The organism is Mycobacterium sp. P2_H7 (assembly GCF_056403275.1).
Genome location: NZ_JBFUFU010000013.1, coordinates 79,514 through 105,374, shown reverse-complemented (window position 1 = coordinate 105,374; position 25,861 = coordinate 79,514). Strand labels below are relative to the sequence as shown.

The following is a 25,861-nucleotide window of genomic DNA, read 5'->3' as shown; positions in this document are numbered from 1 at the left end:
CTCACACCACCGCGCCGGCCAGCAGCGCGCGGATCGTATCGGGAATCGGTACCGGCCTGCGGGTGTCACGGTCGACGTAGACGTGCACCCAGGTGCCGACGGCGGCCAGCGGCGCACCGTCGGCGAACAGGGCGGTGCGGTAGGTGACGCTGCTGGTGCCCAGCCGGGTGACCGCCAGCCCGACCACCAGGTCCGCCGGGAACGCGAGCTCGGCGAAGTACCGGCAACTCGACTCGGCGACGACGCCCAGCCAGGGAGCCACCATCGCGTCGATGCCACTGCCCGCGCCGAGCCAGGCGTTGATGGCCGTGTCGAACAGCTCGTAGTACACGGCATTGTTGAGGTGGCCGAACATGTCGTTGTCCGTCCAGCGGGTCTGCACCGCCCAGTGCACAGGGAAGTCCGCACTCGTCAGGTCCATCCGGCCAGTCTGTCAGGCTGGTGCGATGAGGATTCGTGGTGCCGTTCTGGAGACCATCGGGGCGCCGACGCCCTATGCCGAGTCGCAACCGCTGCGGGTGCGAGAGCTGGGCCTGGCCGATCCCGGCGACGGTGAGTTGTTGGTGCGGATCGAGGCGGCCGGGTTGTGCCACTCCGACCTGTCGGTGGTGGACGGCAACCGGGTGCGCCCGGTGCCGATGCTGTTGGGGCATGAGGCCGCCGGCATCATCGAAAAGGTCGGCGGCACATCGGATCTGACCGTCGGGCAGCGGGTGGTGATGACCTTCCTGCCGCGCTGCGGGCACTGCACCGCCTGCGCGACGGACGGACTGGCACCGTGCATCCCGGGCAGCGCCGCCAATGGCGCGGGCACCCTGCTCAGCGGGGCTGTCCGGTTGGGCGGCGGCGTGCTGCACCATCTCGGGGTGTCCGGATTCGCCACCCACGCCGTGGTCGACCGCCGGTCGGTGGTGCCGGTGGAACGCGACGTCCCCGCGGTGGTGGCGTCGCTGCTGGGCTGTGCCGTGCTCACCGGCGGCGGGGCGGTCCTCAATGCGGGACGACCGAAGCCGGGCCAGACGGTGGCGGTCGTGGGGATGGGCGGGGTTGGCATGGCGGCCATGCTCACCGCACTGGCCCATGACGACGTGCGGGTCATCGCGGTAGATCGGCTGCCCGAGAAGCTTTCTCGAGCGCGCGAACTCGGTGCGCACCAGACATACACGCCGGAAGACGCATCGGCGGTCACGGCAGAGGTCGTGATCGAGGCCGTCGGGCACCCGGCTGCACTGGAGACCGCGATCGGCATGACCGCCCCCGGCGGGACGACCGTCACCGTCGGACTGCCCCGGCCCGACGCGCGAATCAGCCTGTCGCCGTTGGCCTTGGTGGCCGAAGGCCGGACCCTGATCGGAAGCTATCTGGGCTCCGCGGTCCCGGCCCGCGATATCCCCCGCTTCGTGGAACTGTGGCGGGCCGGACGGCTGCCGGTCGAGGCCCTGGTGTCGGCGAGCATCAGCCTGGATCAGATCAACGCCGCGATGGACGCGCTGGCCGATGGTACGGCGGTGCGCCAGATCATCGAGTTCTAGTCTGGACCGATCCTATCCGGATTGCAGTTATATTGGGTCAAACCGGCTCGGAGGGATCGGGCGAAGGCCGACGCGAGAGGCCGATGTGATGCCCGACGAGCGCGGTGGCGTGCGCACCATCGTGGTCGGGAGCTCCGCCGGCGGTCTCGATGCATTGACACGGTTGCTCGGAGCCGTTCGCCCTGGTCTGGGCTGGTGTCTGGTGATCGCTCAGCACCTCTCGCCGAACGACCCCAGTGCCCTGGTGTCTCTTCTCGGTCGGGTCAGCGCGCTACCGGTGGTGGAGGCTACCGACGGTGCGGGGCTCGAGCCCGACCTGGTGCTCGTCACCCCACCCGGCATCGACATCGTGGTGAATTCGACCACCCTGAATCTGGTCGAACCCGACGAGGGACGCCGGCCGTGGCCGAGCATCGATCGGTTGTTCGTCTCCGCCGCCGCCGCCTTCGCCGATGACGCGGTCGCCGTGGTGTTGTCCGGCACGGGTGAAGACGGGGCGGGGGGCGCGGAGTCCATCATGGCCGCCGGCGGTGTGGTCGTCATCCAGGATCAGGCCAGTGCAGCCTTCGGGTCGATGCCCGGTGCCGCGTACGCGACCGGATCGACCGACCTGCAGTTGCCGCCCCAGAACATCCCCGCGGCGCTGGAGAGCATGCTCGCGACCCGGCCAGCTGACGCTCCCGGCGATGGGGTGCTCGACGACGCCGCCGTGGAATCCACCATCGTGGCGCTCCATTCGGTCACAGGCATCGACTACTCGGGCTACAAGCGCTCGACGCTGCGCCGTCAGATCGAGCGGCGCTTGCGTCTCGCCAATCTTACTCCCGCGGAATACCTTTCCCGGTTGGCCGACGACGCCCACGAGGCGGCGACCCTGAGCCGCAGCATGCTCATCGGTGTCACCGCGTTCTTCCGCGATGCGCCCGTGTGGGATGCAGCATCGGAATTGCTGCGCGAACTCATCAGCGGACTCCCGCCGATGACACAGCTGCGGATCTGGGTGCCCGGATGCGCCAGTGGCGAAGAGGCGTACACCGTCGCGATGCTTGCGGCCGAAGCACTAGGTCCCCATCACGCAGGCCTGTCCGGGCGGCTGAAGGTCTTCGCCACCGACCTGGACGAGCGGTCGCTCGCGGCAACACGCCGAGCGCGGTACTCCGAGGAAACCGTGGCAGCCGTGCCGTCGCGCCTTCGCGATCGGTGGATGCGCAGAGTCGATCAGGAGTGGGACGTGGTGGCCGCCTTGCGGGAATGCATGGTGGTCGCCCCACACAATGTCGCGTTCGACCCGCCATTCCCCCGGCTGCACCTGATCTCGTTGCGCAACACCATGATCTACTTTCAGCCGCATCTCCAGGACCGGGTGCTGCGCCTCTGCCACTTCGCCTTGGTGCCGGACGGGTTGCTCGTGCTGGGCAAGTCCGAGCAGGTGCCGCGGCTGGAAGCGCTGTTCGCCGCGGCCGCGAGCGAGCACCGCATCTACCGGCGCCGCGACTCCGCCGAACCGGTGTTACTGCCCGCGGGCCGCTACCTGCCGTCGGTGCCGCTACCCCATACCGCGGCGCCCGCAACGCGACTCCAGCACGGCCTCGCGATGTATCGCCGCCTGTTGCGCACCCTGGCGGAGCCGGCCCTGGTGCTCGACGCCGACGACGCCCTCATCGAGGTCATCGGTGACGTCTCGAGTTGGTGTGTGGTCGGCGAGGGCCGCCACTCGGGTCATGCCACCGAACTGCTCCGCGACCCCTACCAGCTGATCGTGCGCACCATGCTCAGCCAGAGTCGGCAGCACGCAGGCACCTCGGTGGTCCGCCAGATCGACGCTGCCCCGGACGCGCCGGTCGAGGTGACCGTGACTCAGGTACTGGCCGACGGTATCGGTGCCGTGGTCACCTTCCGGGCGATTGCAACAACCCCGACGGCCGCGGCACCGGTACTCATCGATGCAGCGGGGTCCCCGATGACCGCGGCCCTCGAATCCGCCCACGACGCCTTGCGGGTCACGATCGCCGACCTGAGCGACTCCAACGAACAGTTACAGGCGTTGAACGAGGAGTTGCAGGCCTCCGCCGAGGAGTTGCAGGCCACCACCGAAGAGGCCCAGGCCACCAATGAGGAACTGGAGAGCGCGAACGAAGAACTCACCACGCTCAACCAGGAACTGCAGGCCCGCAGCGCGGAATTACTCAGCGCGAACACCGATCTGGAGAACATCCAGGCATCCATGACCAGCGGGCTGGTGATGGTGGACCGCGAGCTGCGGATCCTGCGGTACACCCCGTTGGCGGTGCGCGTGTTCTCCCTCATCCGGGAGGACATCGGCCGCCCGTTGCCTGCCGTACCCACCACCATCGCGGTGCCTGCCCTGGTCATGGCCCTGCAGGAGACGATTGCGACCAGGGCATCCCGTCTCATCGAACTCAGTGACGACACCCGGGATTTCCTGCTCCAATTGCAGCCCTACACCGGATCGGCGGGCGAAGTGCTCGGCGCCCTGGTGGTCGTCATCGATGTCAGCGACGTCGCGAAGGCACAGCGCGAACGGGAGCGGGCGCTGGCGAACCTCGAGGCGGTCGCGGAGTCGGTGCGCGAACTCGTCTGGCAGCGCGACGATTCCGGCGCGTTGACGTTCTTGACCAAGCGCGTCGAAGACATCTACGGACTGGACCGGGATCAAGTGCTGGCCGATCCTCGACTGCTTACCGCGGCGGTGCACCCCGACGACCGCGACAGGGTCGCGGCCGCGATGGCGAGTACCGACCGCCGATGGCAACTGGAGTACCGCATCGTGCGCCCGGACGGGTCCGTGCGCTGGATCGACGAATCCGCGATCCGCACCGACGGGGCAACGAACGCCGCACCGTCGGTCACCGGCAGCGCGCTCGACGTCACCGATCGGCAGCGGCTGCAGACGGCGGCGGCCAAGCGCGCCGCGGTGCTGGAGGCGTTGCTGCGTGCGCACACCGTCGGGGTGCTCGTGCTCGACGCCCACGACCGCATCGTGCAGGCCAGTGCACCCGTCGCCGCCATCGTCGGGCACCCGGCCGATGCGCTGGTCGGGCTCCCACTGAATGCCCTGCTCCAGCCCGACCCGACGGCGCTAACGTTGTCCGAGTCGACGATGCGCGACGGACTCGACGCCCGACGGATCCTCAGCGCCGATGGAACCTACCGTGCCGTCGCCGCCGAAGTGCTGGTCGTCGCCGCGGCCGACGGGCAGGACAGCGGCGGGGAGCCCGATCGGGTCGCCCTCGTGCACGACGTGACCAGACTCCGCGAGATCAGCGCCGACCTGGCTACCCGAGAGCAGTTCGATCAGCAGACCGGCCTGCTCACCCGCGCCTATTTCCGTTCGCACACCGACGAATTGGTCGCCGCCGGCACCGCAGGACTCGCGGTGCTCTGGATCGATCTGGACGGGTTCAAGGAGATCAACGACCGGTTCGGTCACCGCAGCGGTGACGCCGTGCTGGCCACCGTGGCGGCCCGGCTGCGACGCGCCGCGCGACGCCACGACGTGATCGGGCGACTCGGTGGTGACGAGTTCGCCATGCTCGTCACCCGCGCCGAGGACCTCAACGGCATCGAGAGTCTCGTGCACCGCATCTCCACTGCCGTCCGTGAACCCATCGACGTCGACGGCACCCTGGCCTACGTCTCGGCGTCGGTGGGCATCGCCATTCATCCGGTGGACGGCCGCACCGCCGAGGAACTTCTGCACAATGCCGACATCGCCATGTACGCGGCCAAGAACCGGGGCGGGGACCGACACACCTATTTCGCCCAGGACATGAACGACCGTGCCGATGAACGCGCCGAGTTGCGCCGCGAGTTGGCCGGCGCAGTGCGCGCCGGCGACTTCGCATTGCACTATCAACCGGTGGTCGAGGTCGGCACCGGGCGCCTCGCCCACGTCGAGGCGCTGTTGCGATGGCGACGGGGTGACGAACTCGCCACCGCCGACACGTTCATCACCCACGCCATGGACACCGGCCAACTCCGGGCGATCGGGCGGCTGGTGCTGAAGATGCTCGACGCGGACTTCACCGGTCTACACCAGCGGCTCGGCGCGCGGCAACCCCGGGTGGCGGTGAATCTCTCCAGCACCGAACTGGAGGAGCGGGACACCACCGATTGGTTGCTGACCTGGAATCCCGCGGGTGGATTCGACCGGGTGATAGCCGAGGTCACCGAGTCGGTGCTCGTCACTCCGGACGGCCGCGCCATCGACACGCTCTCGGTGCTGCGCCGACTCGGCGCCACCATCAGCGTCGATGACTTCGGCACCGGCTATTCCAACCTGGAGGCGCTCGATCGCTTGCATCCCGGGATCATCAAGATGGACCACTCGATGGTGCAGCGGGCCGTCGACAACGGCGGTCGAGCGGCCAAGATCCTCGAGGCCTCGGTGCAATTGGCACACGCGGTCGACGCGAAGGTCGTCATCGAAGGTATCGCCAGCGCGGACATGTGGTCCTATGTGTTGGGCCTGGACGCCGAGTTCGCCCAGGGATACTTCCTGGCGCCACCCATGCCGTTGTCAGACCTGGTCGACTGGATCAACGCAGCGGAAGCCGGCAACGGGTTGGGCCCGACAGAGAGCGCGTAACACGCCGTGATCACCGAATATTCCCGCTCAACCGGCTAGTTGACAGAATTCGGCGACGCACCTAGCGTTCGGATCGTCCGGCCCGAAGGAGGTCGACGAGCAAGACTGGAGAATGCGATGGCGGCCGATGCACCGGGTGACCATTCACAGCGGCCACACAGCGCCGCACCCCGAGCGGAATCCTGAAACCACCTCGGAGCCAACCTTTTTCGTCGAGCAGAGCGAACCGGTCGGGCGCGACCGTGAGATCACCGCACTGACGGCGGCGATCACCACCGCCACACCCGCTGCCGTGGTGATCATCCGCGGATCCCGCGGTTCGGGAAAGTCCTTGCTGCTCAACCACACCCGCAGGACTGCCGCGGCGAACGGGTACACCACCCTGAGCACCACGGGCGTGCCCGCCGAATCGGTGCAGCCGTTGTCCGGCCTCGATCACCTGCTGCGCGCCCTGCCGCCCGGGGTGTCGCCATCGGCACCCGGCCCAGGCCTGCTGGCCCTGCTCCGCGAACTCGGCGCAGATCACCGGTTGGCCGTGTTCATCGATGATTTCCACCACCTGGACGCCGCCTCGCGGGCAGCCATTCTGTTCGCGGCGCGTCGCCTTGTCGGCAACGCCGTCACCATGGTGCTGTCGGTACTCGACACCGTCCATCTCGACGGCCTCGGCGCTGACGACGTCACCACGCTGCGCCTCGGACCGCTGCCCGCGCGGCAGTCCGAAATGTTGCTCGACCGGCAACCGGTACCCGCACTCGGTTTGCTCCGTACGGCCATACTGACTCAGGCACAGGGGAATCCGGGCGCGCTCGTCGCCTTCAACGCGATATTCGAGACCTGGGGCGGCGGCTGGGCCCCCGACCCGATGCCACTGCCCGCCGGACTTCAGGCCGGCTACCGGGACACCCTCGACGCGTTGTCGCCCGACACCCGCACCACCCTGTTGACGCTTGCCGCAGCGGGCCCCGACATCGCCATGGTCATGGCGGCCACCCCACCCGCCCAGCTCGCCGCCGGCCGGTCCGCCGGTCTGCTGGACGCGGCCGAACGCACGGTGCGCTTCGCCGACCCGCTGGCCCGCTCCGCGTGCTACCACCACGCCACCGTGCCGCAACGCCAGGCCGCGCATCGGTGGATCGCCGACGTGCTCGATGCCCGGCCGCACCGGCAGGCCTGGCACGCCGCGCTGGGAGCCGAGCACCTCGACGACTCCGCAGCCGACCGACTGGTCGCCGTGAACACACTGACGCGCGAGATCGACGGGGATGCCGCCGCAGCCGCCGCATTGCAGCGCGCGGCCGAACTGAGCAGCCAGCCCGTCCAGCAGGCCGACCTGCTGCTGGACGCCGCCAAACTCACCCGTCATACCGCGGACGTGCGGTGGGAACAGGAACTGGGACAGCGGGCCAAAGAGGTGGCCACCGATCCGCACCAACGGATGCGGGCACAAATCGAGCTCGGTTGGGCGGCTCTGTGGAACGACAACCACCATAAGACCTTCGCCGCGCTGAACACGGCGGCCGTCACCGCCCGATCGGTCGATCCCGCCTGGTCCTGGGAAGCGCTGCGGGCGATGGGCATCCTCGGCTACCTCACCGACGATCCGGTGATACGCCGAACGTTGGCCGAGCACCGGACCCTGATCTCGGGCACCGGACCCGCCGACATCAAAGCGACGATGTCGCACGCCTGGATCGACGCCGTGACCGATCCGATGTCAGCCACCATGAGCCGCCACACCGTGGCGGCATTGGCCGACCGCATCCATGACCCGGTGTACCGCGGAATCCTCGGGGCCACCGCCTGGGTCACCGCCGATGACGAATTGGCGCTGCGGTTGCTCAACACATCGGGCAACGGCGACCTGAGCGCCGCTCCCGGCAGCGCCGTGATCCTCACCGCACTCGCCAGAGCCTGCCTGGAGACCGGCCGGTTCGCCCAGGCACTGGACGCCACCGCGCAGCTCCAGGCAGTGGCCATCGCCAACCGGAATCCGCTGATGAACGCAGTCGGCCGGCTCACGTCCGGCGCCGTCGCGGCTCTGCGCGGCGACTTCGTCGCAGCCCGCAAGCATCTGGCCGTGGCGGTGGACCGGGTTGTGCTCACCGAGAGCCGGGTTGCGGGTGCCTGGGCGGGGCATCTGGGCGGACGGATCAACCTGTTCAACGGCGAGCCCGCACTGGCGTACGCCGAGCTGAGCGACCTTTTCACGCACACCGGCGTCCCGATGCACCGCCGCGAGTCCTATTGGGCCTTGGGTGATTTCGCGGATTCGGCGGTGGCTGCCTCCACCATTGCAGACGCCGGCCGCCGCCTGAACGCGATTGTCGACCATATCCCCGCCGACGCACCCACCCGGCTTACGCACCTGGTCTCCTACGCCAAGGCGCTGCTCACCGACCGCGACGACGGCGAGGCCCTGCTCGGTGCCGCTCTGGCTGATCCCGCCGGGGAGCAATGGCCGGTGGAGCGGGTTCGCCTGTTGATCGCGCATGCGGCCGTGCTGCGGCGGCATCGCCGCAGAAGCGAGGCGCAGCAGCAACTCAGCCGCGCCCTGGCCATCGCGCACCGCCTCGACGCCGGCCCCCTGATCGACCTGTGCCACCGGGATCTGCGCGCCGCCGGCATCCGCCCGGTACCGGCCGCCACCGATCCTCCGCTGAGCCCGCAGGAACATCAGGTCGTGTACCTCGCCGGTCTCGGCTGGACCAACCCGCAGATTGCCGCCCGGCTGCAACTGTCGACGCGAACCATCTCCAATCACCTGTACCGGTCGTTCCCCAAGCTCGGGATCACCCGCAGACAACAGATCCGCGACATCCCGCCGCCCGGCGGCCTGGGGCCCGTCGAGACTGTGGTGAACGGCTGAATTCCGCACGATTGTGATCGGCATCTCGGAATTGAGTCATTCGTCTCTAGCGACGGACCCGCCTCGAAAAGCACCATTGCGGCGCGGAACCTACTCGCCAGTAGGTTTCGATCCCAACTCGTTGAGTCCCTGAAAGTAGCCCGCAATGCACACTGCCGTCCGCCCGTTCGCCACCAGCGGCGTCGTCGCGCTGGTCGGGGCCGGCTTCATCGCCGCCACACCGATCGTCGCCGCCCCGATCGCCACCAAGATCGAACATGCCGCCACCCAGTTGACCGCTTCCGCCAACCCCTTCTCGGCCTACGGCTCCGTCTTCGAGAACACCGTCGACAACCTGCAGTCCATCTTCACCACGGCGGCGACCAACGGGCCGACGCCCATCCTGTCCGCGGTCTTCCAGAACCAGGTCGCCGCGATCAAGGACATCCTGACGCTGCTGTCCCCCACGGTGAAGGCGCAGCTCGCCGCAGCTCCTTCGTCCTCTGCCGCCGCCGTGACCGCGGCCGCAACGCTGCCGTCCATCCTGCAGACCACGCTGGGACAGATCTTCAGCGGGATCACCGCCGGCGCGCCGCCTCTGCTGGCGAGCGCCATCCAGGATCTGCTGCACGGCAACATCGAGGACGCCGTCAACCAGGTGCTGCTGGCCGGGCTGACGGTGCTCCTGCCCGCGACGAACCTGATCGCACCGGCGCTCAACGGCATCGCACATCCACTGCAACTCCTGGTGAACGCCGTCGACAAGCTGGGTCCGCTGGCCACCATCCTGGCCAACCCGGTGCAGAACGTCGTGAACGTCATCAAGGCGCTGAACGCCAACTTCCTCGGGTTGCCCGGCGCACCCACCAATCTGGTGACCGCCCTGGGCGGAGTGCTCGGCCCGCTGATCCAGGCACCCTCCGCTGCGGGCGCCGCGGTCCAGGGCATCATCAACGCCGTGCGCGCGGGCAACCTCGGCGCGGTCGTCAAGGCGATCGTGTCGGTGCCTGCCGTCATCGTCGGCGGAATCCTCAACGGCGGCTACGGTCCCGACCTGTCCAGCGTGATCAAGACCGGTCTGGACCTGCCGCTGTTCGGCGGCGGTCTGCTCACCCAGTTCGCCATCACCTTCGCCAACAACGTGCTCAGCGTCAACCTCGCCGGCAGCATCCCCGCCCTGCAGACGCTGCAGAAACTGATCGCCGACGCCCTGAAGCCGCCGGTGATCACCAAGACGACGACGCCCGCGGCAGCCGGCACCGCCGCGGTCAGCCAGGCGCCCGCCGCCGCAGCGACGACGGTGACCCTCGCGACCGCCGACACCAAGACGCCCGCCGCTGATACGCCGAAGACCGCGGAGCAGACGACCACGGCAGCCGATACCCCGAAGGACACCGCGACGACGAAGCCGGCGACCGACGACACCACGTCGCCCGCGGACACCGCCCCGGCCGACACCGGGACGCCGACCAAGACCGACCCCGCCGCAGACTCGACGACCGGGTCGACTGCGCCTTCCGATACCGACGCCACGGGCTCATCGACCAAGGGCGACACCAAGGGTGACTCCAAGGGCGATACGAAGGGTGACACCAAGGGCGGTTCGGCGGCCTCCGGTTCGGACTCCTCGGCGGGCACCGGTACCGGCACGACGAAGCCCAGCCACGTCCGTGGTCCGAAGCACGCGGGCAAGGGCGACGGTTCGGGTTCGCAAGCCGGTGGGGACTCCTCGGGCGCAACGGGTTCGACCGGCTCAACGGGTTCGACGGGTTCAACGGGTTCAACGGCGAAGCCCAAGCACGCCAAGGGCAGCCACCACGCCGAGCACGCGGCCTGACCCCAACGGATGATGGTGCCCTACCCGCGGTCGCCGCGGGTAGGGCATCACACGTCTTCTGCCACCCTTCAGCTCTTGTCCGACCACCTGAAAACCAGCAGGCAACCGATCAGCGAGCCGACACTCCACGCCGCCAACACGGCGAAGATCCGCCAATGTTCCCAACTTCCGGCCGGTTCGAAGATCACCATGTCGGACGGTAAGAGCACCGAGCGGAACCCCTGCGCCATCCATTTGACCGGGAAGACCGAGCCGACGAAGAGCATCCATGTCGGTAACGCCATCAGCGGCACGTAGGTGCCCGACAAGAACTGCAGACCGACAGCAGGGCCGTTGGTGATCACCGCGGCCGAGACAGCGTTGCTGGCGAAGTTGCTGATGAATATGCCCACCAGCGAACAACTCACGATGCCCAGCACGAAAACCCAGGTCAGGGTGAACCATCCGAAAGCCGTTGCCGGCAAACGGAGCCCGAACACCAGAACACCTACCGCCAACAGAATCACCGCCTCGGCCAGACTGACAATGCCGACCAGGATGATCTTGCCGATAAAGTACGACAATGCCGTCGTCGGCGTTCCGCGCAGCCGCCGCAGCGCCCCGGTGTCGCGGTCGGCTGCGATGCTGATACCCAGATTGATGAAGGATGTGGACAGGATTCCGTAGGCCAGCATGCTCGCGGCGATCACGGACCCCGTGCTGATTTCGCTGTTGGGTAGCTTGTCGGAGAAGATCGAACCCAGCAGGATGCAGATCACTGCAGGCATCGAGAACGTCAGCGCCACTTGCTCTGGCCGGCGATAGAACATCTTCAGTTCCGGGACTACCCGGGAGAAACCGATCCGCACCGCCGACGGCAGCGCCCGGCGCTCCCGATGCTCGGTCCCGACGGCCGTCATGCCAGGCCCACCAGATGCAGGTAGGCATCCTCAAGTGTCGGCCGGGTCACCGTCAGGTCGGCCAGTTCCATCCCATCCCCGCTCCGCGCCCTGATGAATTGGGTGGGATGCTCCGTCGTCTCGACGCGTACTTCGCCCCGTTCACGCCAGCGGACGGTGGCGGCCAGTCCCAGATGCTGAGTGAGTTTTGTGGGCGAGTCCAGCGCCACCAAGCGCCCCTTGGCGATCACGGCGACCCGATCTGCCAGCGCCGCAGCCTCTTCCAGATAATGGGTGGTGAGCAGGATGGTCGTCCCGTCGGCCGACAGCAATCTGATGAGCGCCCAGAATTGACGCCTCGCTTCGGGATCGAATCCGGTGGTCGGTTCGTCGAGGAACAGCAGTTCGGGATTGCCGATGATACCGAGCGCGACGTCGAGTCGACGACGCTGCCCACCGGAGAGCGTTCGCACCCTCGATCCGGACACTGAACTGAGACCCACGAGCTCGAGCACCTTCGCGGGGACCCGGGCATTGCCATAGCAGTTCGTGAACATCGATACGGTCTCGCTCACCGTGAGCATCCCGGCATCGCTCACTTCCTGAAGCACGATGCCGATCCGTGCGCGCCACTTCCGGCCGGCTGTTCCCGGATCCTCACCGAGCACCCGTACGTCGCCTGAGTCTCGCTTGCGATTCCCCTCCAAGATTTCGATCGTGGTGGATTTCCCCGCACCGTTGGGACCGAGAATGGCGAAGATCTCGCCCGGACCGACGTCGAGATTAAGCCCTTCTACCGCCTGCCGAGGTCCGTAGGCCTTGGACAGATCGCGCACCTGCACCGGATTCACGGCACGGCCCCGCCCTCGCCGGACTCCGCATGCGCTTCGAGTTCAGCCAGCAGAGCCATGAGTTCTGCCGCCGACAACGTGTCGATCAGGTGGTCCACGTCGATCTCTGCGGGCACCGGTTCCACTGCGGCGGGTACCTCGGCATCGCCATGGATCGCGTGCAACTGGGCAAGCACCCGGCTCGACAACGAATTCACGCTGACACCTCGGAGTATCTCCAGCACCGGCAGGTCGATCGAGAACATCGCGTTGATCCTCATCCGGAACTCCATCGCCATCATGGAGTCCAGGCCGATGTCATCGAGCATGTCGTCGGTCCCGATATCGGCGACGGCACAGTCGAACACCGTCGCCACGACGCCTCTGAGATGGTCGGAGATCACTTCGAGCCTGCGATCCTCCGGCGTCCCCGCGAGGACATCGAGGATGGAGGCGTCCGATTCGGACAGCTGCGCCGTCGTCTCGGACGCCTCCAGGTCCGCGAACATCGCGGGCAACCGTCCGCCGAGTCCGAAAGTCTGAGCTCGGCTCCAATCTGCCGTGATGGCAATGACATTGGCCACCGCCTGGTTGATGAGGCGATCCAGTATCCGGACTCCGACCGCCGGGGTGATGAGCTCGATGCCCCGCTGCGCATAGACCTTCTCGAGTTTGAGTTCTTCGACCATGCCCACCGACCAAGGTCCCCAGCCGATCGTCAGTGCGGGAAGTCCCTGAGCGCGCCGGTAGTGCGCAAACGCATCCAGGAATGCGTTGGCGGCCGCGTAGTTTCCCTGTCCCGGTGCGGCAATGGTCGATCCCGCCGAACCGAACAACACAAAGAAGTCGAGTTCGTGCTCCTTGAAGGCGTCGTGCAGCGCCCACGTGCCGGTGACCTTGGGCGCCAGCACTTTGGCGAAATCATGTTCGCTCATGTTGACCAGTAGTTGATCATCGACCACGCCCGCGGCATGGATGATCCCCCGCACGGGCCGGCCGCCGGCCCGGTCATGGTCGCCCAGCCAAGCCTGCACCTCTCCCGCCACCGTCACATCCACACTGGCGGTGTCGACATGAGCGCCCAGTCGTTCGACCGCCCGGATCACCTCGACCGTCTCCGCATGCGGGTCATCGCCGGCCAGCGTGGCCCAGCAACTCCTGGGCGGGACGGCGCTGCGGTTCAGCAATGTGATGTGGCGCGCCCCGCGTTGCGCCAGGTAGGTGGCCACCACCCTGCCGAGTGACCCTGTTCCGCCCGTGACCAGATAGGTGGCATCCGGATTCAGTTTGGCGGGAAAAGGTTTGGTCAGGTTGCTGCACAAACGCAGGCGGGGAACATAGGTGGTATCCCCGCGGATCGCGATCTGGTCCTCGGACCGAGCGTTCAGGATGTGCCCGCAGATGCGTCCGGCGGTCTCGGCGGTGTTGTCCCGGATATCGACGTCGATGAGGCCGCCCCAGTACTCGCCGAATTCCTGATGCCCGATGACGCGACCCAACCCCCATACCGGAGATTGCTGCACCGCAACCTGTCCGGTTCCCGGTGCGGGTGCCGCGTTGGCCGTGACCAGATGCAGCCGGGGCTTGACGGTGTCGTGCTCGGCGAGCGCCTTCACGAGGCGCAGGATCGTCAACGGACCCATCGCTCGGCCGGCTCCTGCTGCCGAGGAATCGGAGCATTCTGGGGTGTCCACGGGCCAGAAGTCGATGATGCCGGTGAGGTCGCCCTCCAGTCCGAGATGCGCGGTCAGCAACTCGGCGGGTTGTTCGGGACATCGAGGGTCCATGGACCATCCCTGGTCCACCTCGGCGAGCGCGCCGAGGGCATGGTGATCCACCGTGCGCACGCGATGACCACGCCGGCGCAACTCGGCGGCCACTGCCTCACCGACTCCGGTGGAGTCGGTGAGCACCAGCCACGACATGTCCTCGGCCAGTTCCTCCCCCGGATCCGGCATGGGTTCCTCCGCGACGGCCCAGTGCAATTCGTAGAGCCCCCTGTCGATCCGCTCGGGAGACATCCGTGACGAGGCACTCAGCGACTGCACCGTGAAACCGTCGAAGACGGCAATCGGGTTTCCGAGACCGTCACTGATCGTGATGTCGCTCTCGATCAGATCTTTGGTCGCCGAGACGACGTCGACGTGAACCTCCATCTCCTGCTGAGGTGCGCCGTAGATCGCACAATGCCGAATCCTGGTGGGAAGGAACGGTTCTCCAGGCACTACCTGGCCGGCAAACGGTGCACCGAAGAGGGTCTGGAAGGCACCGTCGATCAGCGCGGGATGGAACCTGTACTGGCCGAGTTCGCCGGCAACACTCGCCGGTACGGCCAGTTCCGCACGCGCCCAGTCGTGGCCGGCGCTCACCCCGGTGATCGGGCGGAACATGTCACCGTAGTCGAACCCGAGATCGCTGGTGTGTGCGTAGAACTCCTCGCCGCTCATCGATGTGACCGGACCGGCGCCGTCACAGGTGTGAGCGCCCGCGGGCGCCGCCGGAAGCGTGTTGAGGTCGGCGGTCGCGGTGATGGTCCACTTCACCTCGCCATCGGCGGTGGCCGTGAAAGCCGCGAACTCGAGCGTGCCGCCTTCTTGATTGAGCGTGGTCCGCAGAATGGGATCGCAGGTGTCGTCGAGGATGACGGCCCGCTTGAGGACCAGGTTGTCCACGCTGTGATTGGATCCGTAGGCCTCCTTGGCTGCCGCAAGTGCCATCTCGACGTACACCGCTGCCGGCAGGACAACGCTGCCCTGCACCCGGTGGTCACCGAGAAATGCGTTGAGCACAAGGGAGAGTTCGGCTTCCCACGTCGGATGGACCGCGCTGACGGGTTGCCCGAGCAGGGGATGCACCGGGTTGTAGTACAGCGTCTCCAACGCTTCCTGGGTTTCGGTCCAAAAGCGCTTCTTCTGCCAGGGATAGGATGGAAGTTTCATCATCCGGGCCCCCGCACGAGGGTTCACCGCATCCCACGAGACGGTATGACCCAAGCCGTGCAACGCGCCGACGCAGTTCAGCAGGGCGCGGCGGTCGTCGTCATGACGTCGTTGCGCAGGCAGAACCGAGACTCGCTGGATCCCTGCGGTTTCCGCGATCGACGCCGCCAGCACCGGATGCGGGCCGAGCTCGACGAAGTGGGTGTAACCATCGTCGAGCATCCGGCGGATCGCGGGCTCGAACAGCACGGTGGCACGGGTGTTCTGCCACCAGTAGGCGGCACCGGCCGGGTAGCCGTCCAGCTTCTCGCCGGTGACTGTCGAATAGAGAGGCAGCACTGCCGATTTCGACGAGAGGCCAGCGAAGGCGGTGAGCAGGTCGTTCTTCACCATCTCCATGTAGTGGGTGTGGTAGGGCACCGCGCCTGTCAGATATCGGTTGAAGACCTGCGCCTCATCCAGTTGCCTGACGATGTCGTCGAGGACGCCGCCGTCACCGGCGATCGTCACTGCGGACGGGCTGTTGACCGCAGCCACCGAGATCCGCCGCCCGAACTCGTCGGCGGTCCTGTCGTCGATCACCCGCATCAGGGTTTCGGCGTCGACACCGACGGCGAGCATGCGGCCCAGGCCGCTGGTGCGCTGCTGAAGGCGGCTCCGGTGATAGATGATGTGGACCGCCTGCTCGAAGGTGAGCAGACCGGCGAGATGGTGAGCCGCGACCTCGCCGGCACTGTGACCGATCACCGCGTCTGCCGCGATACCGAGGTGGGCGAATTGCTCGGCGAGCGCGACCTGCACGGCAAAGTTTGCGGGCTGCGCAATCTCCGTGTCCGCCATCCGGGAGGTGCGCTCATCACGCCGGAGCTCCTCTAGCAACGACCAACTCGCGTATTGCGACAGCTCGCGGTCGCTTCTGGCGATGCTGTCGGCGAAGACGGGTAGACCATCCAGCAGACCCCGGCACATGCCCCACCACTGCGGGCCCATACCGGTGCAGACGAAGGCAAGCTTCGGCGTATCCGTGGGCGTCCGGCCAGTCGATATCTCGCCACCGTCTCCGAGGGCTCGCAGCTGTCGGTGTGCGTCCTCGATGCTCTGCACGACCAGGGTGTGGCGGTGACTCAGATGCGTACGCCGATGACTGAGCGTGTAGCCGAGGTCCTGCAGCGTGGTGCAGGAGTGCGCGGCGAGGTGGTCTGCCAACCGGCCGGCCGTGGCGACGAGGGCCTCCTCGCTGCGCGCGGAGATGGGCAGAACGGTGAGCGCGGGGCACTCCGGCGCCTGCTGGGGTGGCGCGGACACCGGAGGCTCGGCCAGCACGACATGGGCGTTGGTGCCACCGAATCCGAATGAATTCACTCCGGCGATGCGGCGCGCGTAGTCAGGAAACGGACGCCCGGACGCGGGTACGTCGATGTTCAGTTCGGGCAACGAGACGTACTTGCTGGGTGTCTGAAAATGCAGATTGGCGGGGATGTGACCGTGCTTGAGGATCAGCGCGGCCTTGATCAGCCCAGCGACACCCGCACCGGCTTCGAGGTGTCCGATGTTGGTCTTCACGGACCCGATCAGCAGCGGTCGGTCCGCCGGTCTGTCCACGGTCAGGGCACGCGACAGCGCCCTCATCTCGATGGGATCGCCGACGGGTGTCCCCGTTCCGTGCGCCTCCACGAATCCCACGTCGGCGGGCCGGACACCAGCGCGTCGCAGGGCCGTGCTGATCGCTGCCTCCTGCGCCTCCTCGCGCGGCACCGTGATGCCGTCGGTATGCCCGTCCTGGGACACCGCGGTACCGAGGATCTGGGCATAGACGTCGTCGCCGTCGCGTTGCGCCTGGGCCAGGGTTTTGAGGACGACCACCGCGCCGCCTTCTCCACGGGCGTAGCCGTCGGCCGATTCGTCGAACGCCTTGGACCGCCCCTGCGGGCTCAGGAAGCCGCTCCTGGACTCGGCGATCGCCGTGTTGGGCCCGATCATGATGTTCACGCCGCCGGCCAGCGCCACCTCGCATTCGCCGCTCCAGATGCTCTGTGCAGCCAGGTGTACCGCCACCAGCGAGCTCGAGCAGGCCGTGTCGACGGACATACTCGGACCGCGAAAGTCAAAGGCGAACGAGATCCGGTTCGCCAGCATCGTCATCATCATTCCGGTGGCCGAGTGCGCTTTGAACTGGTAGCGACTGGCTCGGCCCTGATTCTGCAGCAGTTGGTAGTCCAGGGTGAAGCCACCGACGAACACCCCCACGTCCGTGCCGGCCAGCCGGTCAGCCGATATGCCACCGTCTTCGAGCGCCTCCCAGGTGGCTTCCAACAGGAGCCGCTGCTGCGGATCGAGGGAGTGCGCCTCGCGGGGCGAGATACCGAAGAACTGCGGATCGAATTGATCGATCTCGCTGAGGAATCCGCCTCTACAGGTGACGATCTTGCCGATCTTGGCCGGGTTCGGGTCCCAGAAGCGCGCGGCGTTCCATCTTGTCTCGGGGACGACGCGGGTGGCGTCGACACCGTCGCACAACAGCTTCCAGAAGCTCTCCGCGGAGTCACAATCACCCGGAAACCGGCACCCGATGCCGACGATCGCCAAGGGTGCACGGGTGTTGCCGTCATCAGGAGTTGTCATGCCCGTCCCGTCGTGAGTTGCGATTCTCCTGAGTCATTCGTTTCAGGGGCCGTGGCGGACGGGTTCGACGTGCACATCGCTCCCGGGTGCCGACGAAGAGCGTTCAAGTCGCCTGGAGCGCAGCGGAATCGGTGATGATCCACGCATCGCTGACCGGATGGTCCCGCTGCTCGCGGCGGTAGGTGTCACGGAGCTCGCGCAGCAACGAATCCCGCTGCCAGGCTTGCACCTGGCGCACGACATCGTCGTCCTCGAAGTTCCGGGCTTTGTCCGCGACCACGGTGTCCACAAGCTGACCCGCCACCTGGCGGAGCAACAGGGCGTTGGCCTCGAACTGCTCGACGAAGTTCGAGGGGGTCCCCATCATCGCGGTGTGCAGCGACACCATGAAATTCAACGGTGCATACAGGTCCACGAAAGGCACCGACACCGGCCTGCGTTCGGTCTTGGCCCACTCCCGGAAGAAAAGCTGAACACGATTGCTGAGTGCGATCAGCCCTTCCAGGAGAGGCACGAAATCGGGCTCGTCGGCGACGCGAACGAACCGGTCATTTGCATAAAGCAAACCGACGAATCCCCAGTAGAACGCGACATCCCAAATGACTTTCGCCGCCATCACGGCCGGCGTGCCCATCAACGTGTACTGGTCCTGGTACACGGCCAGCCACATCTCGGTGAGTGACCGGAACAGCGAGTCACTGATGTGCGCTCGTGCCACGACGTCCTGGCCGTCGAGGTCGCGAGTCACCATATCGGTGATGAGCCCGTTGCCGATTGCGACCAGATCAAGCCCGGAGGAGTACAGCGGATCCAAGAAGATCCCGGCATCGCCGGTGAGTCCCCACCGTTGATCGCCGTCGAACATCCTGGTTGCACCGTGGCTGTATTTCTTCATCACCCGAAAATCCATGGTGAGGTCGTCATGCTCGGCCAGGACGGCGGCGCACTGCGGCTCGTGTGCACGGAGCCAGGTCCGGGCCCGGGCCAACGTGTTGAACTCGTCAAACCGGTGCACCGCCGGGTCGGCGACTATTCCGACACTGGTCGCACCGGATGCCAGCCGGATCAACCAGACCCAGTATCCTTGTCCCATCAGATGATTGGTGGACATCGCACGGTCACCTTCGACCAGGCGCTCCCGCCAGTCGGGGTCGTCACTCCATTTGCCGACGTCGATCTCCGTCGCAACGCGGAACCAGACGGCATTGCAGTTGTGCTGATTGGCTCGTTTGAGCTCCAGCTGCCGTGCCAGCGCCCGGTTCCGCCCGGAAGCATCGATGATCCATCGCGCCGTCACCCGGGTGGTCGTATCGGAATCCTGGAAAGTGATGGTATGCGGCGAATCGTCTCCGCCGATGTCCACCGAAGTAACGCGGCCGCAGGCGAAGTCGATGCCTTCGGCCTGGCAGCGTCGCTTGAGTTCGTTCTCCAGTCTGCCGCGATCGATCTGGTAGGTCACCTGCGGCACGAAAGAGGAACTGCCCACTTCCATCCGGCTGGCGATGTCGGTGTTGCCGTCATGGGAGAAGAACATCCGCAGACCCATCTTGCGGATCTGGGACGTGCTCAGATGGTCGCCCAAGCCGAGCCGGTCGCGAAGGTAGTGAGCCGAAACCTCCACGGTCGACTCACCGACGGTATGGGTGATCTCGGCTACCGGGCCGGCCTTCGGCTCGACGAGCAAGATCCGCGTCTGCGAGCGGGCCCGGCGAAGTTCCAGGGCCAGCGTCAAGGCGGCGACGCCCCCACCCGCGACCACCACGTCGTGATCGGCCGCCGGGATATCGCTGCGAGACAGCTGACTTCGGATCCTGCGCGCAAGGGCCTCTCGCGTTGTGGCGTCCAGTCCGGCAATCTGTCCTGTCACGTCCATACGCTTCCTTTTCGCGAGTCGGGTACCACCATCGCAGTGGGCGACCGGAACCGTCCGTAGACGAATTCGAAGATCGGTGAACACATCAGGGTGGTGATGATCGCCACCAGGACCAAGATGGTGAACAGGGTGGGCGTGATGACGCCGGCTTCGAGGCCGATGTTGAGCAGGATGAGCTCGATCAGGCCGCGGGCATTCATCAGCGAACCCAGCGCCAGCGATTCGCGGACCGGGACCTGGCACAGCCGGGCCGCCGCCGCACATGCCAGCCCTTTGCCTACGATCGCGATGCCCAACAGCGCGAGGGTGACGGCCCACAGCCCGGGGGTGTTCACCAGACCGATCTGGGTGTTGAGACCCGAGTAGACGAAGAACAGCGGCAACAGCAAGGTCGTGGTGAGCGGCTCGATGATGTCGGTGACCCGTCGCGCGAAGAAACCCGACGACATCGCGGCCCCCAGGATGAACGCCCCGAAGATCGCATAGATCCCGACGGTGTCGGTCAGCCACGCGCACCCCATCAGCAGGATCAGGACCGCGCTCAGCACGGCGGGTGACACGTCCTGCCGATCCTCCGACATGCGGCCGAGCATCCGCAATGCCCGCCGTCCCACTGTCAGCACCACCAGGGTGTAGACCAGGCCGCCGACGATGGCCAGGACGGCGGTCGCGGCACTACCTCGGTGCACCGCGAGCACCACCGCCAGGATGCACCAGGAGATCGCGTCGGCGACCGCACCGCAGGCCAGCGCCAGGGTTCCCAAAGATGTTCCCGACAGCTGCTTTTCGAAGATGATTCGGGCGAGCATGGGGAAGGCGGTGATCGCGATGGCCGCACCGAGGAACATCATCGCCATGGGCAGACTCACGTTGGGTTCGAAGAACCCACCGCTGCTCAGCAACGGCACGGCGGCCAGCGCACCGAAGGCGAGCGGTGCCACGATTCCCGCCGTCGATACCGCGGCAGCCGTGCCGGATCGCTGTTTGACGTGCCCGATGTCGAAGTTGAGTCCGATGACGAACATGTAGAGCACCAGGCCGAGCTGCGCCACGGTGTAGAGCACCACATTCGCGGTGCCCGGCGGAAACAAGTCCTGCTGCAGACCCGGCGCCACCCGGCCCAGCAGCGACGGGCCCAGTACGACTCCCGCGATCATCTCCCCCACGACCTGCGGTTGACCCAGCCGGTTGGCTGCCAGTCCGGCAAGTCGGCACGTTAACAGGATGACGGCCAGCGCGAGGAAGAAGTGGATGGCAGTCGATGCGGCCATCAGCCACGCCCACTCGGACAACATCGCGCATATGGACGTGAGATCACCGACGGCACCCCCAGCTGGCTGACCGGACGCACCTCCGGTAGCCGTGGGTACCCCTTTCGGCGGATCCCAAACGGGCCCCGCCGCTCTTTCGCCTAGAACCAGGCGTCGGCCATCTCCAGGGTGGTCCGGTCCAGACTGGCCAGCAAATCCAATTGCGCTGCGGTCTTGGGGAGTTCGTAGCGGAAGAAGAACCGGGCGGCCTGGCGCTTGCCGTCATAGAAGTCGCCGGCCTGATCACCGGTGGCCAGGAACTGCTCCAGCCAGATCCACGCGATCACGATGTGCCCGAACGCTTCCAGGTACACCGCACTGTTGGCCATCGCGGCTTCGAGGTCACCGGAGGAGAACAGCCCCGCGGTCACCTCGACCAGCCGCTGCCATGCGGTATCCAGCTGGGCACCGAACTCGTGCTCACCGGCCGCGGCAACCGTTGCCGCGATACGCTCGCCCAGCGCCGCCAGCCCGGCGCCGCCGTGCTGGGTCACCTTGCGGCCCAGGAGATCCAGGCTCTGAATGCCGTGCGTACCCTCGTGGATCGGGTTCAGCCGATTGTCCCGGTAATGCTGCTCGACATCGTATTCGCGGGTGTAGCCGTAGCCGCCGAGCACCTGGATGGCCAGATTGTTGGCCTCCACGCACCACTGCGACGGCCAGCTCTTGGCAACCGGGGTGAGGATGTCCAGCAGCTCGGTGTCCCCGAGGTCGACCAGCCGTGCACAGTACAGCGCCAGGCCCAGCGCGCCCTCCACATAGGCTTTCTGCGCCAGCAACATCCGTCGCACGTCGGCGTGCGCGATGATCGGCACCTGCAGTGTCGAGGGATCCTTGACCAGTCGGCCCTGCGGGCGTTCCCTGGCGTACTCCAAGGACTTCAGGTAGCCGGTGTAGCCGAGCGACACCGCTCCCATCCCGACTCCGAGGCGGGCCTCGTTCATCATGTGGAACATGTAGACCAACCCGCGGTGCGGTTCGCCGACCAGATAGCCGGTGGCCCCGTCGAAATTGAGCACGGTGTTGGTGATCCCGCGCTGACCCATCTTGTGGTTCAGCCCGGAGATCGCGACGCCGTTGCGGGTTCCGTCGGCCAGGAACTTCGGCACGATGAACAACGAGATGCCCTTGGTGCCCGCGGGTCCGCCGGGGATCTTGGCGAGCACCAGGTTGACGATGTTGTCACTGAGCTCGTGCTCGGCACCCGAGATCCACATCTTGGTCCCCGACACCCGGTAGCTGCCGTCGTCCTGGTGCTCGGCGCGGGTGGTGATATCGGCCAGCGACGACCCGGCCTGGGTTTCCGACAGCGCCATGGTGCCGGTGAACCGGCCGTCCAACATCGGCTTCACCCACGTCGAGATCTGTTCGGGACTGCCGAATTTGGTGATCAGGTTCGCGTTGGCGATGGTCAGCATCAGATAGCCGGAGGTGCTGACATTGGCCGCCGAGATCCATGCGAATCCGGCTTGGGCCACGGTCGTCGGCAACTGGGCGCCACCGAATTCGGCGTCGAAGGCCATGCCCATCAGATCCGCTTTCGCGAACGCCTGCAGAGCTTCGCGCACCTCCGGCAGGACGGTCACCGTGGTGCCGTCGAAGGTGGGTTCGTGGGCATCGCTGAGCTTGTTGTGCGGAGCGAAGTAGCGTTCGGCCAGCTGTTCGCACAAGTCGAGCACGCCGTCGAAGGTCTCCCGGGAATGCTCGGCGAAGCGCGGCCGGGCGGTCAGTTCCTCGACCTGAAGCCATTCGTAGAGCAGGAAATCGAGGTCGCGGCGGGACAGGATGGTCGACTTCATGCCGTCAGGTTAATCGCCCGGGTCCGGCGGCCCGGGCAGCGACAGTTGCGCGAGACGGACGGGGTCGATGATGGATACGACGCCGACCAGGCGGCCGCGGTCGACGGTGCAGGCCATCACGCCGATCGGCCGGCCGGTCGGCCCCCAGACCAGGATGCCCGGCTCGCCGTTGACCGACACGCGGCGGGCGATGACGGCTGAGCCCTGGCCGCGCCGGACGGCATCCAGGATGCCTGCGGGCCCGGTACCGGCCTCCACACCCCGAACGGTGTGCCGCTGCCAGCTGACATCGGGATCGAGCACGCGCAGCAGCGCGTCGAAATCGCCGTCACGCGCCGCGGTGAGGAACGCGTCGATCACCTCGCGCTGCTCCGCTTTCCTGCGCCGGCCACCAGCGGGCGCGGGCACGTCCTGCACCTTCCGGCGCGCACGGCTGGCCAGCATCTTGACCGCATCGGTCGACTTGTCGAGGATCTGCCCGATCTCGGCGAACGGCACTGCGAACATGTCGTGCAGTACGAACGCCAGCCGTTCCTCCGGACGGAGCGATCCCAGCACGACGAGGAGCGCGAGCCCCACCGAGTCGGCAAGCACCGCAGCATCTTCGGGGTTGTCGGTGTCTTCGTTGACGATCAGCTCGGGGAGGTCGGGCGCCATCGGGACCTCGGGTCGGCTGCTGCGTGACCGCAAGGTGTCGACACAGATGCGGCCGACGACGGTCGTCAGCCAGCCGGGCAGGTTCTCGATCGAGTCCGCGTCTTGGCGGGACAGTCGCAGCCAGGTTTCCTGGACGGCGTCCTCGGCATCCGACCGCGAGCCGAGGACACGATGGGCGACGCCGAGCAGCCGCGGGCGCTGCTGCTCGAAGGTCTGCGCCAGTGGTACGTCGGCCGTCATGAGTTACCTCTCGTCGCGCGGATCCGTCACAGGGAATGACGAGTCGGCACGGACCGACGTAACCATGAAACGGAGCCAGTCATGTACACCACGCTGTGGATCATCACCGCGGTTGCCGCAGTGGCCTATCTGGCCGGCGGGACGAGCCTGCTGCTGATGCCGAGAGCGAGGTACCGCGCCCTGAGCGCTACCCAGCACTGGGTCGACGATTTCGGTGACGGTCACCTCAAGGCGATCGGCGCCCTCAAATCGATCGGCGCGCTCGGTCTGGTGGTCCCGGCGGCGGTCGGCATCGTGCCCGTTCTCACGCCGGTGGCGGCCTGCGGGATGGCGCTCTTCATGGCCGGCGCGGCCACCACCCGGTTCCGGCGCAGCGAGTGGCCGTCCATGGGCGGCGACATCGTGTTTCTCGGGATGTTCGGCTGCCTGGCGTGGGGCTGGTTCCACCGGCTCGCAGGCGTCAGCGGATGGTGCTGACACCCCCGTCGACGGGGATCACCGCGCCGGTGATGTAGCTGCTGGCGCGGCTGGCCAGGAACACCCCGATGCCGGCCATATCGTCGGGCTGCCCGACCCGGCCCAGCGGCAACAGCGACCCGACGGCCTCCTGCCCGGCAGAGAGCAGCACCTTCGTCATCCGGGACGGAAACAGCCCTGGCGCAATGGCATTCACCAGAATCCTGGGGGCCAATTCCCCGGCGAGGTGACGGGTCAGCATGTGTACCGCGGCCTTGCTGGCGCTGTAGGAGAAGTTGTCCCGGCCCTTCTCGGGAACCAGGAAGCCGTCGATGCTGCCGGTGTTGATCACCCGGGCCGGGTCGTCGTCGGTGGCGCCGGCCGTCAGCAGCGGCACGAGCGCGCGGGTCAGCAGGAACACCCCCTTGACGTTGACGTCGAAGACCTTGTCGAAACCGGATTCCGGGAAGTCTTCGAACGGCGCACCCCACGCGGCACCCGCGTTGTTGAACAGAACGTGCACGGCGTCCTCGCGGTAGGCCACCGCGTCGGCCAGTGCCTGCACGCCCTCGGTGGTGCCCAGATCGGCGGGGATGCCCTCCACGGCGCCCAGCGGGGACAGCTCGGCCACCGCCGCGTCGAGTTCGGCCGCCTTGCGCGCCGCCAGGTACACCTTGGCGGCGCCGGCCTCCAGCAGCCCGCGGGCGATCATCACGCCGATACCGCGCCCACCGCCGGTGACCACGGCGACCTTGCCGTCGAGCCGGAACAGATCACTCATTGCCTGCTCCGCCCAGGGGTTCGTCGTTGCGTACGGTCTCGTCGCGGATCAGGCCGCGCAGCAGGGCGGTGCTGAACTCCACTGCGATCTCCTGTGCGGTGCGCCGGCCGTGCGGTCGCAGCCAGCGGTAGGCGCCCAGCACCATCCCGATATAGCCGAGCGCCAGCACATGGGAGTCGCAGTCGTAGAACTCGCCGCTGGCGATCCCGCGGTCGATCACGTCGCGCACATGCTCATAGACGGTGGCTTCGGCCTTGCGGATGTAGTCCACCTGTTCCGCGGTGAACCACTCGCTGATGTACGGGCCTTCCTGGAAGTAGACGGCGGCTGCCTCCAGGTCGTTGGCGATGCCGGTGAGCAGCCGCCTGGTGAAGTGGTAGATGGTCTCGCGGGCCGGTGCGGTCGGGTCGTCGTGCAGGGCGTCCACGGTGAAGTCGGCGGTGCGCTTGTAGATGTCCCAGAGGATCAGCGACTTGCTGGCGTAGTAGTGATAGACGGTGGCCTTGTTCAAGCCGACGGCGTCGGCGACGTCATCCATCCGGGTGCCGTGGTACCCGCGGGCGGCGAAGAGTTTGGCGGCGACGGCCAGCAGCTCCTCCCGCCGGGACAACCCGTTGGCGGTGGACGCCCCGTTTGACTCCGTGGACATG

Annotated in this window: 15 protein-coding genes; 5 read left to right on the top strand and 10 right to left on the bottom strand. The window is 66.9% G+C overall.

Annotation, left to right across the window (positions count from 1 at the left end):
- Position 1 precedes the first annotated feature (1 nt).
- Positions 2 to 421, bottom strand: coding sequence for an acyl-CoA thioesterase (locus tag AC1DY7_RS20985; RefSeq protein WP_477495647.1), 420 nt, complete (start codon positions 419 to 421; stop codon positions 2 to 4).
- 25 nt (positions 422 to 446) lie between these two features.
- Between AC1DY7_RS20985 and AC1DY7_RS20980 the strand changes: the two genes are divergently transcribed.
- The 4 genes from AC1DY7_RS20980 (at position 447) to AC1DY7_RS20965 (ending at position 10,826) form a co-directional block, all read left to right on the top strand.
- Entirely contained in the window at positions 447 to 1,532 is a 1,086-nt protein-coding gene (locus AC1DY7_RS20980) for an alcohol dehydrogenase catalytic domain-containing protein (RefSeq protein ID WP_477495646.1), read from the top strand.
- Between the two features lie 88 nt (positions 1,533 to 1,620).
- Positions 1,621 to 6,141: an EAL domain-containing protein gene (locus AC1DY7_RS20975; RefSeq protein ID WP_477495645.1), complete on the top strand. Its 4,521-nt coding sequence runs from the start codon at positions 1,621 to 1,623 to the stop codon at positions 6,139 to 6,141.
- 136 nt (positions 6,142 to 6,277) lie between these two features.
- On the top strand, positions 6,278 to 9,010 hold the full coding sequence (locus AC1DY7_RS20970) for an AAA family ATPase (protein WP_477495644.1): 2,733 nt from the start codon (positions 6,278 to 6,280) through the stop codon (positions 9,008 to 9,010).
- Positions 9,011 to 9,155: 145 nt separating this feature from the next.
- Positions 9,156 to 10,826 (top strand): hypothetical protein, encoded by a 1,671-nt coding sequence (locus AC1DY7_RS20965; RefSeq protein WP_477495643.1) that lies wholly within the window; start codon positions 9,156 to 9,158, stop codon positions 10,824 to 10,826.
- A gap of 68 nt (positions 10,827 to 10,894) precedes the next feature.
- On the opposite strand, the gene AC1DY7_RS20960 is transcribed toward AC1DY7_RS20965, so the two are convergent.
- The 7 genes from AC1DY7_RS20960 to AC1DY7_RS20930 form a co-directional block, all read right to left on the bottom strand.
- Entirely contained in the window at positions 10,895 to 11,725 is an 831-nt protein-coding gene (locus AC1DY7_RS20960) for an ABC transporter permease (protein ID WP_477495642.1), read from the bottom strand.
- On the bottom strand, positions 11,722 to 12,555 hold the full coding sequence (locus AC1DY7_RS20955) for an ABC transporter ATP-binding protein (RefSeq protein WP_477495641.1): 834 nt from the start codon (positions 12,553 to 12,555) through the stop codon (positions 11,722 to 11,724). Before AC1DY7_RS20955 ends, AC1DY7_RS20960 begins: the two co-directional genes overlap by 4 nt.
- Entirely contained in the window at positions 12,552 to 18,095 is a 5,544-nt protein-coding gene (locus tag AC1DY7_RS20950; RefSeq protein WP_477495640.1) for a type I polyketide synthase, read from the bottom strand. The genes AC1DY7_RS20955 and AC1DY7_RS20950 overlap by 4 nt, the downstream gene beginning before the upstream one ends.
- A gap of 103 nt (positions 18,096 to 18,198) precedes the next feature.
- Entirely contained in the window at positions 18,199 to 19,968 is a 1,770-nt protein-coding gene (locus AC1DY7_RS20945) for an NAD(P)/FAD-dependent oxidoreductase (protein WP_477495639.1), read from the bottom strand.
- On the bottom strand, positions 19,959 to 21,239 hold the full coding sequence (locus AC1DY7_RS20940) for a cation:proton antiporter (RefSeq protein ID WP_477495638.1): 1,281 nt from the start codon (positions 21,237 to 21,239) through the stop codon (positions 19,959 to 19,961). The genes AC1DY7_RS20945 and AC1DY7_RS20940 overlap by 10 nt, the downstream gene beginning before the upstream one ends.
- A gap of 140 nt (positions 21,240 to 21,379) precedes the next feature.
- Positions 21,380 to 23,077 carry an acyl-CoA dehydrogenase gene (locus tag AC1DY7_RS20935; RefSeq protein ID WP_477495637.1) on the bottom strand — a complete coding sequence of 566 codons (1,698 nt, stop codon included), beginning with the start codon at positions 23,075 to 23,077 and terminating at the stop codon, positions 21,380 to 21,382.
- Between the two features lie 9 nt (positions 23,078 to 23,086).
- Positions 23,087 to 23,974: a sigma-70 family RNA polymerase sigma factor gene (locus AC1DY7_RS20930; protein WP_477495636.1), complete on the bottom strand. Its 888-nt coding sequence runs from the start codon at positions 23,972 to 23,974 to the stop codon at positions 23,087 to 23,089.
- 81 nt (positions 23,975 to 24,055) lie between these two features.
- On the opposite strand from AC1DY7_RS20930, the gene AC1DY7_RS20925 reads away from it, so the two are divergent.
- Entirely contained in the window at positions 24,056 to 24,451 is a 396-nt protein-coding gene (locus AC1DY7_RS20925) for a DoxX family protein (protein WP_477495635.1), read from the top strand.
- Here AC1DY7_RS20925 and AC1DY7_RS20920 read toward each other — a convergent pair.
- Positions 24,435 to 25,211, bottom strand: coding sequence for an SDR family oxidoreductase (locus tag AC1DY7_RS20920; RefSeq protein WP_477495634.1), 777 nt, complete (start codon positions 25,209 to 25,211; stop codon positions 24,435 to 24,437). The two genes, AC1DY7_RS20925 and AC1DY7_RS20920, sit on opposite strands and share 17 nt — an antisense overlap.
- Positions 25,204 to 25,860, bottom strand: coding sequence for a TetR/AcrR family transcriptional regulator (locus tag AC1DY7_RS20915; RefSeq protein WP_477495633.1), 657 nt, complete (start codon positions 25,858 to 25,860; stop codon positions 25,204 to 25,206). The genes AC1DY7_RS20920 and AC1DY7_RS20915 overlap by 8 nt, the downstream gene beginning before the upstream one ends.
- Position 25,861: the final 1 nt, after the last annotated feature.

What these genes read in the sequence shown, in the direction of transcription:
- AC1DY7_RS20915 (WP_477495633.1), bottom strand. Translation starts at nt 25,860, where the DNA reads ATGTCCACGGAGTCAAACGGGGCGTCCACCGCCAACGGGTTGTCCCGG.
- AC1DY7_RS20980 (WP_477495646.1), top strand. Translation starts at nt 447, where the DNA reads ATGAGGATTCGTGGTGCCGTTCTGGAGACCATCGGGGCGCCGACGCCC.
- AC1DY7_RS20930 (WP_477495636.1), bottom strand. Translation starts at nt 23,974, where the DNA reads ATGACGGCCGACGTACCACTGGCGCAGACCTTCGAGCAGCAGCGCCCG.
- AC1DY7_RS20940 (WP_477495638.1), bottom strand. Translation starts at nt 21,239, where the DNA reads ATGGCCGCATCGACTGCCATCCACTTCTTCCTCGCGCTGGCCGTCATC.
- AC1DY7_RS20985 (WP_477495647.1), bottom strand. Translation starts at nt 421, where the DNA reads ATGGACCTGACGAGTGCGGACTTCCCTGTGCACTGGGCGGTGCAGACC.
- AC1DY7_RS20925 (WP_477495635.1), top strand. Translation starts at nt 24,056, where the DNA reads ATGTACACCACGCTGTGGATCATCACCGCGGTTGCCGCAGTGGCCTAT.
- AC1DY7_RS20920 (WP_477495634.1), bottom strand. Translation starts at nt 25,211, where the DNA reads ATGAGTGATCTGTTCCGGCTCGACGGCAAGGTCGCCGTGGTCACCGGC.
- AC1DY7_RS20935 (WP_477495637.1), bottom strand. Translation starts at nt 23,077, where the DNA reads ATGAAGTCGACCATCCTGTCCCGCCGCGACCTCGATTTCCTGCTCTAC.
- AC1DY7_RS20965 (WP_477495643.1), top strand. Translation starts at nt 9,156, where the DNA reads ATGCACACTGCCGTCCGCCCGTTCGCCACCAGCGGCGTCGTCGCGCTG.
- AC1DY7_RS20960 (WP_477495642.1), bottom strand. Translation starts at nt 11,725, where the DNA reads ATGACGGCCGTCGGGACCGAGCATCGGGAGCGCCGGGCGCTGCCGTCG.
- AC1DY7_RS20945 (WP_477495639.1), bottom strand. Translation starts at nt 19,968, where the DNA reads ATGGACGTGACAGGACAGATTGCCGGACTGGACGCCACAACGCGAGAG.
- AC1DY7_RS20950 (WP_477495640.1), bottom strand. Translation starts at nt 18,095, where the DNA reads ATGACAACTCCTGATGACGGCAACACCCGTGCACCCTTGGCGATCGTC.
- AC1DY7_RS20975 (WP_477495645.1), top strand. Translation starts at nt 1,621, where the DNA reads ATGCCCGACGAGCGCGGTGGCGTGCGCACCATCGTGGTCGGGAGCTCC.